The sequence below is a fragment of the uncultured Zhongshania sp. genome, from assembly GCF_963975605.1.
Classification (GTDB): Bacteria; Pseudomonadota; Gammaproteobacteria; order Pseudomonadales; family Spongiibacteraceae; genus Spongiibacter; species Spongiibacter aquimaris.
The window spans coordinates 25,762-43,896 of sequence record NZ_CAXBHN010000025.1 but is presented as its reverse complement, the minus strand read 5'-3'; the positions used below and the strand labels follow the sequence as shown (position 1 = coordinate 43,896).

Here is an 18,135-nt window from a genome sequence, read left to right as displayed (position 1 = left end):
TGCTGGCGCTATTCTAACGCCTTATTGGGTGTCCGGATTCATTAAGCCACTACAGGTGCGTGGACAACAAGGTCAGACCAATCCTGCTCATCCTTTCCACGCCAGACTAATTGAGGGTCGAGGTCACGGTTACGGCGCTCGTAAGCAACACGAACGGAGCTTTTATCTTTCTCATGAAGCACCGCTTCATATTCTGCTGTCGGAATATTTTTACGCGTCGCTTCTTCGTGGGTAAGGGTTTCGACCTGCTTCTTGGCTTTGGGTTTGGTTGTTCTCGCCATGTTATTGTCCTTTCCCCAACGCTGTTTCTATCATCTTATTAAATTGCTCTTCGACTTTCTTCTTAAAATCGTGCTCCATTTCGAACACATCCCCAAACTCAACAAAGGCCCACCTGCCATAACTTTTTAAATTGTTTACACCTGGTATCCAGTAGGTATCCATCGTGAGTTTCTTTTCTTTTGCGTCTTCTCTTCGGTAGCCCTTTATCTCAACAACTAGATTTAAAGGGTCTTCATTGCCATCGTCTATCTGAACAATAAAGTCCGGTCTATATTTTCTGGTTTCGGAACCGTAGCGATACGGAACCTCTAAACCAAGGCTATGATTTTTAACGTAGGCGGTCACACGCTCATGTGACTCGGCAACACGGCAAAACTCAGCCTCCCAATCACTATCGAGGATCACCCAGTTAATATGCGATTTCAGTGGGTTGGTTTCCCATCTCTCGGTTTTCGAGGTATTAAAGCTGACATGCATTGTCGAGCCTGTTGGATTATAGGGATCGAGCAGCGCTTTTATTGGCCTGTCTTTGTTCTGCTCTGCTTGGGTAATGGCAGCGGTTATTCTGGAACAGGCCATATCCGCCAGCTCCTGATACATGAGCTGCGCAGGGTAAGTCTGGCCTTTACATACCAGACAGCTATCTAGCCACTGCTTTGTAATGCGCTTGAGCTGGCCAAACAAGTGCAGTTTTGGCTCTTCACCTGGGTCTCGCCATTTGGTGTAAAGTAGGCGCTGCGTAAGGTTGAACAGCAAGGTGGAATGCCTTAAATCGCCAGTGTGAATTAGGTTTAGATCAATTGTTTCACCAATAATGCCAGCATTTTGGGTAACGGATGGGCCGACCAGTTCGGGGGTTAGCTCAAGAATGGAATCTTCATTGAATTCTGCTGTTAAACGCTCTTCCGGCAATTCAACGCGATAGCCCGTTACCCGAGGAAACCGGATTTCGAGGTGGTCGCGCTGAGGGCGAACAGCTTTAACGTGAATGGTTTCTCGTGGTGGCTGCGGCGGTGCGACAACAGGCTTGGCGGTGAAGTCAAAGGGGATACCTAGAACATCTGCATATTCGACATTGAAGCGGTTCTCTTCATTAAGATCGTAGGATTGGCGTCTGAGTGCTCGCCCAATAACCTGTTCGCAGAGTAGCTGGGTGCCGAATGCTCTTACGCCTAAAACGTGGGTAACTGTGTTGGCATCCCATCCTTCAGTCAGCATCGAGACCGATACTACACAACGGATATTGCCACCCAGTGCGCCGTATTTTCCTACGGTATTCATTACCTCGCGAAGTAGGTCTTGGTCTGTGATGTTATCTGCTGCGCGAACATCTTTGGTTCGCTCAATGATTTCGCGGCGATAGCGGTCAATCTCATCTGAAGCCATTGCGCGAAAATTTGTATCCAAGGCTTCACCGGATTCCAATTGCTCACTATCAATAAGCAGCGTGTTTGGTCTGGCTAGCGGATTTCCGTGGTCGTCGAAGTTTCTGAAGAGTTTTAATCGGCCATTTTCAAGTTCGGTCGAACCGTCTTCGTTTTCACGATGAAAGCCTGAGATATAGTCAAAAACGAGCTTCGACGTTGAGGTGTTGTTACAAACAACGATAAAACACGGCGGTACTTTTATGCCTTCTTTTTCCCACAGCTCGAAAGTTTTTTCGTAATGCCCATACAGCGCTTCGAGTGCGGTTTTTAGCTTACTTGGAATGCTTAAAGGATCGAGCGCTTGGCCTTTACCTCGTCCCTTTTTGGGCATTTCTGGCCCGATATGTTTCCATAGCTCACGGAATACTGGCACTTCCGCGCCTGGTATATTGTCGGCTACAGGCACACGCGGTAGTTTGACAATGCCACATTCAATGGCATCCATGAGCGAGAAATCGCACATTGTCCAGGGGAATAGCGTTCCTTCGGCATAGCCGGAGCCACTCAAGAAGAACGGTGTCGCTGAAAGATCAATAACTCGGTTAATGCCAAGTTTCTTTGCAAGGATTTCCAACCCTGAAATCCATAGGCGAGCGGCTTCACGATTGCTATCTGCGTCCTTCTTTTCGTCGCCCTTTAAATCGCCTTCTTCATCTTCCCCCGGCTTTTCTCGGTAACAGTGATGGGCCTCGTCATTTAGCACCATCACGTTCTTCATACCCATCAATTCAGGAACTACTCTTTGGAGCATTTGACCTTCAGTTTCCAGGGTATTGAGGTCTTCGCCTCTTTTTCCTTTAAGTAGTGCTCGACCACCAGCGGAAATTTCAACGCGCTCACGCAATTTGAATGAGTGATAGTTGGTTATCACGATCTTGGCTCGCTCTAAATCAGCAAGCATATCGCTTGGGACAATTTCGCGGCTTTGATAGTAGCTATCGGGGTCGTTGGGTTGGAGAACTCGCAAACGGTCTTTAATCGTCAAACCTGGAGCAACAATCAAGAAGCCACGAGTGAATTTTTTACTGCTAGGCTGGCGAACTGCGTTAACTGTTTGCCATGCAATCAGCATCGACATAACGGTGGTTTTACCTGCACCAGTTGCCAGCTTGAGCGCTAGTCGTAACAAGCCTGGATTTGCATCTTCATTGGTGCTGGCCAAGTAATCGAGAAACTTCTTTCCTGTCTTACCCATTTTGGGGGCAACTTCCGTCAGCCAAATAGCTACCTCTACGGCTTCTACTTGACAAAAGAAAGGGCGGATTCCATTGAATTCATAATGCCGCCAGTGCTTGAGTAAACGGGCAGTATCAGGCGTGACCATCCAATCCCTTTCGCTAGGCAGCACACGCCAAGCGTCTACATAGGTTCGCAGCTCATTGATAATGGATATTGGATCGTACTTTTGAGTACCATCGCCCAGCCCCATACTCTCATCGAACAAGTCCTTCGACTTGGCATCTTTGCGTTTTTTAGGCTTTGGAATGGGCGTAATGAATTCTGCTCGTCTTCGTGAATTGACGATATTGTGAGTAGGTAGCCCCTCTTCCATCTCCCAGTGGGCAGACGGGTATTCGTAGGGCGAATTAAGAATTGGTTTCTTGAAGAACTGCTCGGTCATTTCTGTTTATCTGTCCTTGATCTTAGAGGCTGTCCGTGACCCTCTTCCTAAGTATAGGGCATGGTGTGTCACGTAAATAATTGATTATTATTGATAATCTTATAGAGAATATGGGGTGTCCTATCCGCCTGCAAGCTATTTGAATCCTTTATATGGCAGGATTATTTTGCCTATCTTCTGTCAGTGTGAGTGATTTACAGGTAAAGGCGAATGCTTTCGCCATTATCTTATTGAAATATATATATAAAAAAGGCTGCAGTTTGCAGCCTTTAGTCAATTTATGAATATTTTCTCTACTGCTAAAATATTCTCTCTAGCGCGAACTGGGGGGCTGACATTTACCCTACCAAGTCAACGCCCCACCAGTCTGATACTCAATAACCCGCGTTTCAAAGAAGTTTTTCTCTTTACGCAAATCCATGATTTCGCTCATCCATGGGAATGGGTTTTGCGCGCCGGGGAATTGTTCTTTTAAGCCGAGTTGGCTTAGGCGGCGGTTGGCGATGAATTGGAGGTATTCTTCCATCATGGCTGAGTTCATGCCGAGTACGCCGCGTGGCATTGAGTCGCGGGCGTATTCGATTTCTAGCTGCATGCCTTCGACGATCATTTGGGTGACTTCGCCTTGGAATTTTTCGCTCCAGAGGTGTGGGTTTTCCAGTTTGATCTGGTTGATCATGTCGATGCCGAAGTTCAGGTGCATAGACTCATCGCGGAGTATGTACTGGAACTGTTCGGCGATGCCGGTCATTTTGTTGCGGCGGCCCATAGACAGAATTTGGGTGAAGCCACAGTAGAAGAAGATGCCTTCTGTTACTGCGTAGAAGCCAATCAGGTTGCGAAGCAGTTCCTGGTCGGCCTCTAGGGTGCCGGTGTGGAATGTTGGGTCGCCCAATGAATGGGTGTGCTGCAAGCTCCACGCGGCCTTTTTGGCGATGGAGGGTAGCTCGCGGTACATATTGAAGACTTCGGCTTCGTCCATGCCCAGTGACTCTACGCAGTATTGGTAGGCGTGGGTGTGGATGGCTTCTTCAAAGGCTTGGCGCAATAGGTACTGGCGGCACTCTGGGTTGGTGATGTGACGATACACCGCTAATACGAGGTTGTTGGCAACCAGCGAGTCAGCCGTTGAGAAGTAACCCAGTGAGCGCATTATAATGCGGCGCTCGTCGTCGGTCAGGCCTTCTGGATTTTTCCACATGGCGATGTCGGCGGTCATGTTCACTTCTTGCGGCATCCAGTGGTTGGCGCAGCCGTCGAGGTATTTCTGCCATGCCCAGTCGTATTTAAATGGTACGAGTTGGTTTAGGTCGAGTTGGCAGTTGATGATGCGCTTGTCTTCTACACGCAGACGCGCGGCGCCCATTTCCAGTTCTTCTAAACCGGCGGCAACGTCCAGGTGTTCGATAGCGGCATTGGCTTTTTCAAGCACAGATTGATCGGCAATGCTGACGCCGTCTTCTTCGTTCATGGTGTTGAGTGCCGCGCTAACAACAGGCTCGGCAGCTTTTGGCGCTTGGCTTTTGGGCGCTGGTGCTTTTGCGGGTGCTTCGTCTTTGTCGAATTCGTCCCAACTTAACATTTTATAACCTCAATTCTTTATGTGTGTTGCTCTGTATTTTTCGTCAGACGCCAGACATCCGGCGTCCGACCAAGGGGCCAGCGGCCCCTGCGCACTTATTGACAGGCTTCGCAGTCTGGATCGTCCAGCGAGCAGGCCAGTGGAACCGGCGCAGCTTGCGGTGCAGCGGCAGACGCGGTGGCGGCTGCTTTAGGTGCTGATTGTGACGATACCTTGTTCATTGAGCCTTGAGAAACCGTTGATTTCTCGGTGGAGCTCGCGGCCAATGCGCGGAGGTAGTAAGTGGTTTTTAGGCCACGGTACCACGCCATGCGGTAGGTGATGTCGAGCTTTTTACCCGATGCACCAGCTATGTATAGGTTTAGCGATTGGGCTTGGTCCAACCATTTTTGACGGCGGCTTGCGGCGTCTACCAACCAGCGCGGCTCAACTTCAAACGCGGTGGCGTACAGCGCTTTTAGGTCGTCTGGAATACGGTCGATTTTGCTAACTGAACCTTCGTAGTATTTGAGATCGTTAACCATAACCGCGTCCCAAAGGCCGCGTTCTTTCAGGTCTTTTACCAAGTAGGGGTTCACCACGGTGAACTCGCCAGACAGGTTAGATTTCACATACAGGTTTTGGTAAGTCGGTTCGATAGACTGCGACACACCCGTGATGTTAGCGATAGTGGCCGTAGGGGCAATCGCCATCACGTTGGAGTTACGCATGCCTTGCGCTTTAACAACGGCGCGCAGGTTGTTCCAGTCCAGGCTTTCGCTGCGATCGACTTCAATGTAGTCCGCGCCGCGCTCTTCGACCAAAATGCCAACCGAGTCGATAGGCAGAATGCCACGGCTCCACAGTGAGCCTTCGTAGCTTTGGTAAGCGCCGCGCTCTACTGCCAAATCACTTGAGGATTTAATCGCGTAGTAGCTGATGGCTTCCATTGAACGGTCGGCAAATTCCACTGCCTCGTCAGACGAGTAGGGGATGTGCTGCTTGTACAGGGCGTCTTGGAAACCCATCAAACCTAAACCAACTGGACGGTGTTTGAAGTTTGAGTTTTTCGCTTGTGGCACGCTGTAGTAGTTAATGTCGATGACGTTGTCGAGCATGCGCACTGCGGTTTTAACGGTCTTCTCTAGTTTCACCAAATCTAAGCCATTGTCGCCAATGTGCTGAGCCAGGTTAACCGAGCCGAGGTTACAAACAGCGATTTCATCTTTGCTGGTGTTCAGGGTGATTTCTGTACACAGGTTTGATGAGTGCACTACGCCAACGTGTTGCTGTGGGCTGCGCAGGTTGCATGGGTCTTTAAAGGTGATCCATGGGTGGCCAGTTTCGAACAGCATGGACAGAATTTTGCGCCACAGGTCAGCCGCTTTTACGCGCTTGAACAGTTTGAGTTCGCCAGTGCGAGTCATCGCCTCGTATTCTTCAAAGCGCGTTTCAAAGGCTTTGCCGTACAGGTCGTGCAGGTCGGGTACGTTGTTTGGCGAGAACAGGGTCCACTCGCCGTCTTGGAAAACCCGCTTCATGAACAAGTCAGGAATCCAGTTGGCGGTGTTCATGTCGTGGGTACGACGACGGTCATCACCGGTGTTTTTGCGCAGCTCAAGAAATTCTTCAACGTCGATGTGCCAGCTTTCTAAATAAGCACACACCGCGCCTTTGCGCTTGCCGCCCTGGTTTACTGCCACGGCGGTGTCGTTAACCACTTTTAAGAAGGGTACAACACCTTGTGATTTGCCGTTGGTGCCTTTGATGTAAGCGCCCAAGCCGCGAACCGGTGTCCAGTCATTACCCAAGCCGCCAGCAAATTTAGACAGCATGGCGTTGTCTTGAATGGCGCCGTAAATGCCGTGCAGATCGTCTGGCACAGTGGTTAGGTAGCAAGAAGATAGCTGAGGACGCAGCGTACCGGCGTTGAATAGCGTCGGCGTAGAGCTCATATAGTCGAATGAGCTGAGCAGGTCGTAGAACTCAATGGCGCGGGCATTGCGATCTTCTTCGTTCATTGCCAAACCCATGGCAACACGCATAAAGAAGATTTGCGGCAATTCAATGCGCACTTCGTTGCTGTGAATAAAGTAGCGGTCGTACAGGGTTTGCAGGCCCAGATAATGGAACTGCATATCGCGCTCAGGCTTAATGGCAGCGCCCAGTGCGGCAACGTCGTATTCAGTTTCCAGACGCGGGTCCAGTAGCTCTAGTTCAGCGCCTTTAGCTAAATAAGCGGGCAGGGCTTGTGGGTAGTAAATGGTCATGTCGTGCTGGGTAGCACTTTGCGCAATGTTCAAAAAGCTCAAGGATTCAGCGCGCAATTTATCTAGCAGCAGGCGGGCGGTGACCAAGCTGTAGTTGTGTTCTTTTTCCACCATGGCGCGGGCGGTGATGACCAGAGAGGTATTGACCTCATCTTCTGGTACGCCGTTATAAAGGCTTTTCAGCGCCTCTTCCTGGACGGCTGCGGCAGAGACATCTTTCAGGCCTTCGCAGGCTTCTTGAACGATGAACTCTAAACGGCCTAGGTCAAGTGGCGACTCGCTGCCATCGGCGTGCTTAACGCGGATGCTGGGGTGAATTTTTTCACCAACAGGCGCCAATTGGCTGCGCTCTTCAGCGCGGGCGGCGCGATATAAAACATAGCCGCGGGCGATTTTGTGTTCGCCGCTGCGCATCAGGGCCAGTTCAACCTGGTCTTGAATCTCTTCAATATGCATAGTGCCGCCGGAGGGCATACGGCGTTTGAAGGTAGCGCTGACTTGGTCAGTTAATTTGGCAACCGTTTCATGGATGCGGGTAGAGGCTGCAGCATTGCCACCTTCTACCGCCAGAAACGCTTTAGTGATTGCCACACTGATTTTGTCGTCGGTGTAGGGCACCACAGAACCATTGCGCTTGATTACCCGTAACTGACCGGGAGCGGTGGCTTTGAGTTCTGCTTCGTTATTGTGTTGCGGGGGAATGCCTGTGGCACTGGTAGTGCTGTCTTGTTGGGTTTGCATGATATCTCCGGGCCCTTGCTGATGTCCTTGAACGTTTTGTGCGGCAGTCGTCCTGCGTTGCCTCTTGATACCCAATTGTGGGTTGAGGGCTTTATATGAGGCTTCTATAACCTTGAAACGAGGTTTCAGTTTGGATCTGTGATCCATTGTTATTTTGTTTGGCTGAAACCCTATATATGGGGCTTGGCTGAAGCTGGGATACAAGATAATGCGGTTTGCTCCAGTTCGCAAGCACTAGATGCTGTGTGTTTTCTGTGGATAAAGTGTCGGTAAGAGGTGTGTAAAACCTGTGCGAAGTTACAGAGGCCCACGACACGTGGGTTTCCGCCAGATTGGCGGCGGCCTGTTACAGCTTGCGGTGCGGTAGACGGATTGTGAATAAAAAAGGTTTTTTTATATCTTAAAAAATTACACGCTGCCGTGCCGTAATTCTTCGCGACTGAAGGCGATTAAATGGTCGGCTTCGGTGGTGATTTGCACGGTTTCATTTATGGCGTAATTGCGGTGGCTTGGCAGCAAGGCTTCTACTCGGCTACCGGTTGGCAAGCTCAGGGTGTAGAGCGTGGCGCTGCCAGAAAATACCTTTTTTTCGATGGTGGCGGTGATGCCGCCAAAATCACTGAGCACGATATCATCGGGGCGCAGCAGCACCTCGACGGGCGTTCCCTCTGGCCAGTGGTAGGCGCGGTTGCCCATTAGGGTGCCGAACTCGGTGGTGACGGTGTTCGCTTCGCTGCCAATAATGCCGGGTAGAAAACAGCCCTCGCCAATAAAGTCGGCGACCGTGCGGTTATTGGGTTCGTGGTAGAGATTAAATGGCGTGTCCCACTGCTGCAGTTGGCCGCCGTGCAGCAGGCCAATTTGGTCGCTAAAGGCGAAGGCTTCTTGCTGGTCGTGGGTAACTAAAATGGCGCTGATCTTGAGTTCTTTGAGAATGTCGCGCACTTCAAGGCTTAAGCGCTTGCGTAACTCAGCGTCGAGGTTTGAAAACGGCTCGTCTAATAAGAGCAGGTCAGGGCTTGGCGCTAGAGCCCGGGCGAGCGCGACGCGCTGCTGCTGTCCGCCAGATAATTCGTGGGGATAGCGGTGGGCTATGCCCTCTAATTGCACCAGCTCTAGCAGGCGCTTTACGGTGCTATTTTGCTGCGCCTTGCTTTGTTTGCGCAGGCCGAAACGAATATTGTCGTCAACACTGAGGTGTGGGAATAAGGCGTAGTCTTGAAACACCATGCCGATATTGCGTTGCTCGGGGTCGACTAACTTGCCCGGTTCGCTCAGGCAGTGATCGCGCAGAATAACCTGGCCGTGGGTTAGCGGTTGAAAGCCGGCGATGGCGCGAAGTATGGTGGTTTTACCGCAGCCGCTGGGGCCCAGCAAGCTGCAAATGTCGCCGTCATTAACGTGGAAGCTGACCTTGTCGACGACGATGTCGCTTTCGTATTGGCATTGGATTTCGTGGATTTGCAGCAAAGTAAGAACCTTGATGGTGACGTCAGTCGTGCTGCGCGCGGTGACGCGAATGTCGGCACGGGATGAATCTGACAGTTTGAAAATTGCGATGAGCGTACATGATAAAGCTTATCATTTCTATTTTTTGCGTGGTGGGATGTTGTTGCTGAGGCTTATTTAGATTTGGTGGAATGGTCAAGCTGGTTTTTTTTAAAAATACGGGGTCGATTTAAAAGCGGCGTGATTTAAGCAAGCCGCCCAGTGCCTAGGCGGTTTGCCTTAAGGGCTGATTAATTAGCCGCGTGATTAAGCAGGAATTCGAGTAGGGCTTTTTGAGCGTGCAGGCGATTTTCCGCTTCGTCCCAAATGACTGTTGTCGGGTCATCCATTAATTCGGCGCTTATTTCTTCACCGCGTTTGGCAGGTAGGCAGTGCATATACAGTGCGTCGGGGTTGGCCAAATCCATCAGGGTGCGATTGATTTGGTAGCCAGATAGTTTGCGGCGACGCTCTGCTTTTTCTTCTTCTTGGCCCATCGAGGCCCACACGTCGGTGACGAGTAAGTCTGAATTGCGCGCGGCATCGACGGGGTCGCGAACGATTTCGACGTGGTCGCCAGCGGCGGCGACAAGGTCGGCTCGGGGCTCAAAGCCCTCTGGGCAGGCGACCATTAATTTAAAGTCCAGCATCACGGCGGCGTTGATATACGACTGGCACATATTGTTGCCGTCGCCAATCCAGGCCACTTGCTTGCCCTTCATGCTGCCGCGATTTTCGACAAAGGTTTGAATGTCGGCGAGTAGCTGGCAGGGGTGGTAGTCGTCAGTTAATGCATTGATAACCGGCACGCTAGAGTTGGCCGCAAAGCGATCGATGATGTCGTGTTCAAAAGTGCGAATCATAACGATGTCGCACATTGATGAGATGACTTTGGCGCTGTCTTCTATGGGTTCGCCACGGCCGAGCTGGGTGTCGCGTGGTGACAGGAAGATGGCGTGACCGCCCAAGTGCGCCATGCCCGCTTCAAAGGAAATGCGCGTGCGGGTAGAGGCTTTTTCAAACACCATGCCCAAGACGTAATTAGGAAATTGCACGCTGGTTTTGCGGGCTTTGTGCTCTGCTTTGAGTTCGATGGCGCGCTGAATCAGTTGCTCCAGTTCGGCGGGACTCAAATCCGTGAGGGTCAAAAAATGTCTTAAGGCCATTCGGCTACCTTTACTGCTGAACCGGCATCACGCCGCGCTGCCCTGATCCGCCCACGCTAAAATCAGCGGGCAAAGGATCGAGAGCAATTCATCAATTTCCTGTTGGTTAATAATTAGTGGTGGTAGTAAACGCACCACCCGCTCTGATGTCACGTTGATCAGTAGGCCTTTCGCCAGCGCTTGTGCAACCAGTGGCGCGCAGGGCGTAGTCAATTCTATGCCGATCATAAGGCCTTGGCCCCGCACTTCTTTTACATGCGCGGCTGATTCAAGTTGTTTTTTTAGGCCGGCAATAAGGTAGCGACCGCTCTCGGCGATTTGCTCAATCATATTGTTGCTGGTCAGGGTATTCACTACCGCCAAGCCTGCGGCACACACGAGCGGATTGCCGCCGAAGGTGGAGCCGTGGTTGCCGGGCTGAAACAAAGACGCCGCTTTACCGTGGGCAAGACAGGCGCCGATAGGTACGCCGTTGCCAAGGCCTTTTGCCGTTACGACCACGTCGGGCATGATGTCGCTGTGCTGGTAGGCAAAGTATTTGCCAGTACGGCCATTGCCGGTCTGCACTTCGTCCAGCATTAATAGCCAGTCGTATTTGTCACACAGCGCCCGCAATTGCGAAAGGTATTCCGGTGGCAGAGTGTGAATGCCGCCTTCGCCTTGAATCGGTTCGATTAATACCGCGGCCACGCTGTCGTTATTTTGGGCAATGGTTTCCAGCGCGGCTATGTCGCCAAAAGGTGCGCGAATAAAGCCACGCACCAGCGGTTCAAATCCCGCCTGAATTTTGCGGTTACCTGACGCCGTTAGGGTCGCTAGGGTCCGGCCGTGAAAAGCTTGTTCCATAACCACAACGTGGGGAATCTCGATATCGCGATTGTGACCGTGTTTACGCGCGAGCTTGATCGCCGCTTCGTTAGCTTCGGCGCCAGAGTTTGAGAAAAACACATTGTCCATGCCGCTGACGGCGCACAGTGCTTCTGCCAATTGCTGCTGTTTTTGCACCGAGTATAAATTGGAGGTGTGCAAAAGCTGGCCGGCCTGGGTCTGAATGGCTTCGGTTACGGCAGGGTGGGCGTGGCCCAAGGAGTTTACGCCGACACCGCTAATACAATCTAAGTAGCGTTTACCTTCTGTATCGAACAGTCGCACACCCTCGCCCCGGGTAAATGTTACCGGTAAGCGTCCGTAGGTGTTCATTAGTGCGGGCTGTGTCATCAACAGATCTCCGTGCGCGTATGCATCTAAGGTGCAATTAGGCGCAAAAAAGCAGTGTAAAGGATTAAAAACGCAAAAAGGCAGCCAGAGCTGCCCAGTCAGACCCTCAATAATATAAGGAACTAGGCGGGAATTCTAGGCCTTGAGGTGGGAAAAACACTGAAGCTGAAATATTCAGTAGGCGAGCGTTAACTTACGGCTCAGCCCACGGAATTCTGCGCTTGCTTCGGTAGAGTCTTTACCAATTGCTCTGGGCCAAATTAATTTCCCCAAACCGTTTGATACAAAGTGGCGATTTGCTCGGCATTGGGAATACGAGGGTTATTGGCTGGCGAGCCGGAATCCAATGCTTGCTGAACCATGGTGCTGATTGAATCCTGCCATTGAGCATGTGTAATGCCGAAGCTCGCCGGTGTTGGCACCTCTAAGTCTGTGCACAGCTGGCGCAGGCCAATAATAAGTTTCTGATTTGCCTCCTCGTCACTATCTTCGTCGGTGGCGAGTTGCATAGCGCGGGCGCTGTGAGCATAGCGTTCAGGCGCACCGGGTATAGACCATGCGGTGATCTCGGGTAATAGCATGGCATTGCTCATGCCGTGGGGAACATGGAACAGCGCGCCTATCGGTCGGCTCATGCCGTGAATTAGAGTGACGGAGGAATTCGAAAACGCAAGGCCGCCTTGGGTTGCCGCCAGCATCATCGCCTCGCGAGCGGTGCGATTATCGGGTTCGCGGCAGGCTGCGCGCAGGTGTGTGGCAATGGCCGCCATCGACGCCAGCGCAATGGTGTCGGTAAAGGGGTTAGCGCGGCGACTGACGTAGGCTTCGAGTGCGTGGCACAGGCTATCTAAACCGGTGTCGGCGGTTAAGCGCAGCGGCATGGTCATGGTCAGTTCGTAATCTACCAGCGCGGCCACCGGCATGAGTCCCAAGCCCATGCAAAGCATTTTCTCATGGGTTTCGGTGTCGGTGATCACGGCGGCGCGGGTGGCTTCTGAGCCGGTGCCGGCGGTGGTGGGGATGGCGATAATGGGTAAGCCATCATCCAAGCTTTGCGGCACTTTGTAGTGGCGGATTGGCTGGTCGCGATTGGCCATGGCGGCGATCGTTTTGGCGGTATCAATAGTGCTGCCGCCGCCGAGTGCCACTACACAGTCGTGATCTTCTTGGCGTAATACCGCTAAGCCTTGGTAAATCGCGTCGGTGGTGGGGTCTGGTACTACGCCGGTGAAGCTGCGGTGGAATATGCCTTCCTTATCCAGTTGCTCTTGCAGGGTATTAAGCCAACCGAGGCTAACAATAAATGCGTCACTGACGAGCAGCGGTCGAGATAAGCCAAGCTCTTTCAAGGTTGCTGGCAGCATTTGGCTGGCTTCGGCACCGATGCGCAGTATTCTCGGCAGATTGATGTTCGCAGTCATGGTCGGGCTCTCTTTCTTAATTATCACGGCATTTAATATTGAGTGGGCTCGAAACACAAATGAGGTTTTGCTCCTAAGATTTTATTGCCTCAATAAAGTGCATTTCCCATCGAGTCTGCTATACCAATGGAAGAGTCGTTTTGCGGTGAGCGTTAATGAGGTAATTGCGTGCAGCGCAGTCGGGCCCAACTTAATAAGAAGAAAAAAATAAAAAATCGGGAGAGTGCAATGAATAAAAATCGTATATCGATAAGGGCAGTGCTCGGGGTTTCGGCGGCAATGGGGATTGCGGTTGCCGCGCCGTTGAGTGTCGCAGAGTCTACCCGGGTGATCGAGGAGGTGCTGGTCACGGCGCGTAAGCAGTCCGAGACCTTGCAAGATGTGCCGTTTTCAATTGCGGCAATGACCGAGAGCAAGCTGCAGCAAAGTGGCGCGAATGATCTTGAGTCAATGGCCGCCAATGTCGCCGGTATTTCAATTCAAAACCTTGGCCCCGGGCAAAGTCAGGTCGCGATTCGGGGTATTTCTGCAGGCCAAATTGTGCGCGATCAGCCGGGTGTGAAAGAGCAGGTTGGCGTGTACATGGATGAATCAGTGATTTCTATGTCGCTGTTCACCCCCGATTTAGATTTTTACGATATTAATCGCGTGGAGGTATTGCGCGGCCCCCAAGGTACCTTATTTGGTTCGGGCTCCCTGTCGGGCACCATTCGCTACATTACTAATCAACCTAGCTTTGAATCACAGAGTGGTTCCTTGCAGGTTGGTGGGGAAACCGTAAAAGAAGGCAGTGAAGGCGGAAATATAAAAGGCCATTGGAATATCCCGTTGAGTAGTACGGTGGCTTTGCGCGCGGTGGCGTATTATCAACAATATGCGGGGTATATCGATGCCCGTCAGCCAGACGGAAGTGTCGATAAGGATGTGAATGAGGGCAGCCGTGAGGGGCTGCGTTTGGCGATGACTTTCCAGCCTAGTGACGCATTAACAATTACGCCTAAGATCGTTTACCAGTCCATTGAAATGGACGGCTTTAATCGCGAGGATCAGTACAATATACTCGCTAACCCCTATACCGACCCCGGTAGCCGTACACCGATAACACTTGGCGAATACGAACAGTTCACCCAGCTTCAGGAAAAGTTTGAAGACGACTTTACGCTTTTTGATTTGACGGTAAGTTACGACTTGTCAGACTCTTTAACGCTCACATCGGTGACTTCTTATACTGATCGTGATGTCTTGGTTTTGCGTGATGCAACCACCTTGAACGCGAGTATTGTGGGCGGTTCATACGGCGAGGCCGAGTCGATTTATACGCTGGACGCGCCGCTTTACGACACCACCGCAGCAGAAGTGACGACCCAGGAATTGCGCTTGAGCTCAAGCGGTGACTCTGCACTTCAATGGGTGGGTGGCCTGTTTTACAGCGACGTTAGGCGCGACTATGCACAGTCATTATTCGTAGCGGGCTTTGAGGCATCGGGGCCGGTAGCGGGCGATTTGTCTGGGCCAACTGCGGGTGCTAGAGCAAGAACCGATGAACTGTATTTTTCTGAGGTTCCCTACAAACTTGAGCAGATAGCCGTGTTTGGCGAACTCTCCTACGACGTAAATGACAAGACAACGGTTATTGTCGGTGCGCGCTGGTTTGATTATGAAGAAACCCGTGAGCTTACGTTTGACGGCATTTACGCTGCGTCGGTTATCGCTAAAAAAGGCAAGGTCTCATCTGATGGTGTCTCGCCGCGGGTGATGGTGCGCTACGATCTAAATGATGAAGTAATGCTCAATGCTCAAGTGTCACAGGGCTTTCGCCTTGGTGGCATTAATGATCCGCTCAATGTGCCGCTTTGCAGCCCCACTGATTTAACGACCTTTGGCGGCAACGACACCTGGGAGGATGAAAAGCTAACCAACTACGAGGTCGGTGCTAAAACAACGCTCCTTGGCGGCGCGGCAACTTTGAATATGTCGGCGTTTTACAGCGATATTAAAGACCTGCAGGCGACTGTTGTTGCTGGTTCCTGTTCGTCTCGCTTGGTATACAACGTTCCCAAGGCGCATAGCCAAGGGTTTGAGCTAGAGTTGTTTAGCCGCCCCTTAGACAATCTGGAGTTTGGTCTCTCTGGCAGCTATGTGCAGGCCGAGCTTGATTCAGAGGTGACCTCAACCACCGGTGGCGTGACGAGCATTGTGGGTGGAATTAGAGATGGCAACGAGTTGCCGACAGCGCCGGGTTTTCAGATGGCGATAACGGCGACCTATTACTTCCCTATTGCTGATGCGTGGGAAGGTTACTTCACGGCGACTTATCAAAATATTGGCGCTCGTTACACACAAATCGCTGATCAAGAAAATGGTGGCCAAGGTAGCGTTACGCTTTTCCCCGGAGTGGGTGGGCCGCTTTCGCAAGCAAGCTATGAGTACGATCGCGAGCTGCCGGCTTATCAGATTGTAAATCTGCGCCTGGGGGCAAAAACGGAGCAGTGGGATACCGCCTTATTTATTAATAATGCGGCGGATGAAAAAGCGATTTTATCGCTAGATACTGAGCGCGATGGTCGCGGGCGAGTTGCCTATCATGTTAATCAGCCGCGCACGATTGGAGTTAGCGCTCGCTACAATTTCTAGTGAAGACGCCCTCGATATTTAACGGCCCTGTTGGGCCGTTTTTATTTGTGCCGAATTGGTATGCGCGCAGATATTCGCGATAATAGTATTTTTCTAATCTGATGGCATTTCCATGACGGCGCAACTTTTCAAGCTCGACCCCGTTAAGCTCGGTCTTTTCGTTAGCCGCTTGGAATCCGTGTGCGAAGAAATGGGCGCGGTGCTGCAGCGCGCTGCATTCTCGCCGAATATAAAAGACCGCTTGGATTTCTCCTGCGCTATTTTTGATGCGCGCGGCGAATTGTGCGCGCAGGCGGCGCATATTCCGGTTCATCTTGGCAGCATGGCTTACGCGATGGCCGATATTGTGAGCGCCTGCGAATGGCATGCTGGCGATATGGTCGTGGTCAATGATCCCTTTCTTGGTGGTACCCACTTGCCGGATGTGACGGTGATTGCGCCTTTTTTCGACGAGCGGGGTGAATTGCTGGCGTTTATTGTTAACCGCGCTCATCACGCTGATATCGGTGCCTCTACGCCGGGTTCGATGCCGCTGTCGCAACACCTCGACGAAGAGGGTGTGGTGATTCCGCCGACCCCCTTGGTGCGCAATGGTGAGTTGGATCGCGACTTATTAAATAGCTGGTTTGGCGAAGGCCAGCACGGTGACTTCATCGCCCAAATTAGTGCCAACCGCAGCGGTTTAGTGCGCTTGGCCGAGGTCATAGCCGCGCTGCCGCTGCCATTTCCGAATGCGGTGGCGCAATTGCAAGATTACGCCGAAGGCATAGCGCGGCGACGTTTGGCAGAGCTGCCGGCTGGCACTTATCACTTTACCGATTACATGGATGGTGATGGATTTGGGCATTCGCGCTTGGCGATTGCGGTCAGTATTCGCTTGGGTGGTGACGATGTTGTCGTGGATTTTAGCGGTAGCGCAGCGCAAGTGGCGGGCAATATTAATTGTCCTTTGTCGGTGGCAGCGGCGGCGGTCTATTACGTCTTTCGCTGTTTGATGCCCAATGAAGTGCCCGTGTGCATGGGGCTGTTTCGGCCGATTCAATTATCGGCACCCGTCGGCAGTTTACTCAATGCACAGCGGCCAGCGGCGGTGGCGGCCGGCAATGTGGAAACCTCAATGCGCATTACCGATGCGGTATTGGGTGCGCTGGCACAGGCGGTTCCAGAACTGATTCCAGCAGCGAGCCAAGGCAGCATGAATAATGTTGCGATGGGTGGGTTGCGCAATGCTCGCGGCGAAGCGGCGACTTGGAATTACTACGAGACCATTGCCGGGGGCATGGGGGCACACGCCGACGGGCAGGGTTTAAGTGCCGTCCAAAGTCATATGACGAATACCCTTAATACCCCTGTTGAAAGCCTTGAGATGCACTACCCCTTGCGAATAAAGCGCTACGCGCTGCGCAAGCAATCCGGCGGCTCTGGGCAATTTGCCGGTGGTGAAGGCGTGATTCGCGAGTTTGAATTTCTCGCCCCAGCGCAATTTACCTTGCTCACCGAGCGTCGGTCTATTGCGCCCTGGGGCCTGGCGGGCGGCGGTGATGCCCAGCCCGGACGCAATTTGTTTAATGGCCAAGCCCTGCCGGCCAAGGTAAGTATGCATGCCAATATAGGTGACGTACTGACGATTGAAACGCCGGGCGGGGGTGGCTGGGGAGGGCTTAAAGCGTCGGAGGTCTGAAGTCGGACGACTGACGACTGACGATAAAGTCAAAAGCAGTCCGCAGCATGATTAAATAAAATTCCGGAAAACTTGATTTAGCATCTGCCGGCTTAGCATGCTGCTTCCGACTTCCGACTTCCGACTTCCGACTTCCGACTTCCGACTTCCGACTTCCGACATCCGAAGCATTCCGCGTCTCCCGTCGTGAACCATTACTTTTCCCCGCAATATTGCTAGAATGGCGCCAACAATCTCCGGATAAGCGCCCCGTGAATCAGGCCTTATCACCGTTATCCGACAAGCAGGTGGTCCATGGACACTATTGAAGCAATCAAACAGCAAATCTCAGCAAACCCCATCATCCTTTATATGAAAGGTTCTCCGAATCAGCCTCAGTGCGGATTTTCGGCGCGTGCATCGCAGGCATTGATGGAATGCGGCGAGCGTTTTGCGTTTGTAGATATTTTGTCTAACCCAGATATTCGCGCAAAAATGCCAGAGTTTGCTAATTGGCCAACATTCCCGCAGTTATGGGTTGCGGGCGAGTTGGTTGGTGGTTGCGACATCATTTGTGAAATGCACGAAAGCGGTGAGTTAAAAACCTTGGTGCAGGAAACAGCGGTACAAGCTGCTCAGTAATTCC

11 protein-coding genes are annotated in these 18,135 nt (G+C 51.9%); 3 read left to right on the top strand and 8 right to left on the bottom strand.

The genetic code is table 11. The features are described from left to right. Positions 1 to 41: 41 nt before the first annotated feature. The 8 genes from AAC007_RS15435 to AAC007_RS15400 all read right to left on the bottom strand — a co-directional run bounded on the left by AAC007_RS15435 (position 42) and on the right by AAC007_RS15400 (position 13,195). Positions 42 to 281: a hypothetical protein gene (locus AAC007_RS15435; protein ID WP_339677966.1), complete on the bottom strand. Its 240-nt coding sequence runs from the start codon at positions 279 to 281 to the stop codon at positions 42 to 44. A 1-nt stretch (position 282) separates the two neighbouring features. Beyond that, complete coding sequence (locus AAC007_RS15430; RefSeq protein ID WP_339677965.1) at positions 283 to 3,330, bottom strand: DEAD/DEAH box helicase family protein; 3,048 nt, start codon at positions 3,328 to 3,330, stop codon at positions 283 to 285. A 343-nt stretch (positions 3,331 to 3,673) separates the two neighbouring features. Further along, complete coding sequence (locus AAC007_RS15425) at positions 3,674 to 4,912, bottom strand: ribonucleotide-diphosphate reductase subunit beta (RefSeq protein WP_339677963.1); 1,239 nt, start codon at positions 4,910 to 4,912, stop codon at positions 3,674 to 3,676. Positions 4,913 to 5,007: 95 nt separating this feature from the next. Then, a complete protein-coding gene (locus AAC007_RS15420; protein ID WP_339677961.1) occupies positions 5,008 to 7,902 on the bottom strand; it encodes a ribonucleoside-diphosphate reductase subunit alpha in 2,895 nt (964 codons plus the stop codon). 408 nt (positions 7,903 to 8,310) lie between these two features. Further along, positions 8,311 to 9,372 carry an ABC transporter ATP-binding protein gene (locus AAC007_RS15415; protein WP_339677960.1) on the bottom strand — a complete coding sequence of 354 codons (1,062 nt, stop codon included), beginning with the start codon at positions 9,370 to 9,372 and terminating at the stop codon, positions 8,311 to 8,313. A 269-nt stretch (positions 9,373 to 9,641) separates the two neighbouring features. After that, positions 9,642 to 10,556, bottom strand: a complete 915-nt coding sequence (argF, locus tag AAC007_RS15410) for an ornithine carbamoyltransferase (RefSeq protein ID WP_296434862.1) — start codon at positions 10,554 to 10,556, stop codon at positions 9,642 to 9,644. A gap of 27 nt (positions 10,557 to 10,583) precedes the next feature. Continuing rightward, positions 10,584 to 11,774: an acetylornithine transaminase gene (locus AAC007_RS15405; RefSeq protein ID WP_339677958.1), complete on the bottom strand. Its 1,191-nt coding sequence runs from the start codon at positions 11,772 to 11,774 to the stop codon at positions 10,584 to 10,586. 260 nt (positions 11,775 to 12,034) lie between these two features. Next, positions 12,035 to 13,195: an iron-containing alcohol dehydrogenase gene (locus AAC007_RS15400; RefSeq protein ID WP_339677957.1), complete on the bottom strand. Its 1,161-nt coding sequence runs from the start codon at positions 13,193 to 13,195 to the stop codon at positions 12,035 to 12,037. A 228-nt stretch (positions 13,196 to 13,423) separates the two neighbouring features. Between AAC007_RS15400 and AAC007_RS15395 the strand changes: the two genes are divergently transcribed. The 3 genes from AAC007_RS15395 to grxD all read left to right on the top strand — a co-directional run bounded on the left by AAC007_RS15395 (position 13,424) and on the right by grxD (position 18,131). Then, on the top strand, positions 13,424 to 15,829 hold the full coding sequence (locus tag AAC007_RS15395) for a TonB-dependent receptor (RefSeq protein WP_339677956.1): 2,406 nt from the start codon (positions 13,424 to 13,426) through the stop codon (positions 15,827 to 15,829). Between the two features lie 112 nt (positions 15,830 to 15,941). Next, positions 15,942 to 17,510 (top strand): hydantoinase B/oxoprolinase family protein, encoded by a 1,569-nt coding sequence (locus AAC007_RS15390; RefSeq protein WP_339677955.1) that lies wholly within the window; start codon positions 15,942 to 15,944, stop codon positions 17,508 to 17,510. A 294-nt stretch (positions 17,511 to 17,804) separates the two neighbouring features. After that, positions 17,805 to 18,131 (top strand): Grx4 family monothiol glutaredoxin, encoded by a 327-nt coding sequence (gene grxD / locus AAC007_RS15385; protein WP_295875224.1) that lies wholly within the window; start codon positions 17,805 to 17,807, stop codon positions 18,129 to 18,131. Positions 18,132 to 18,135 lie beyond the last annotated feature (4 nt).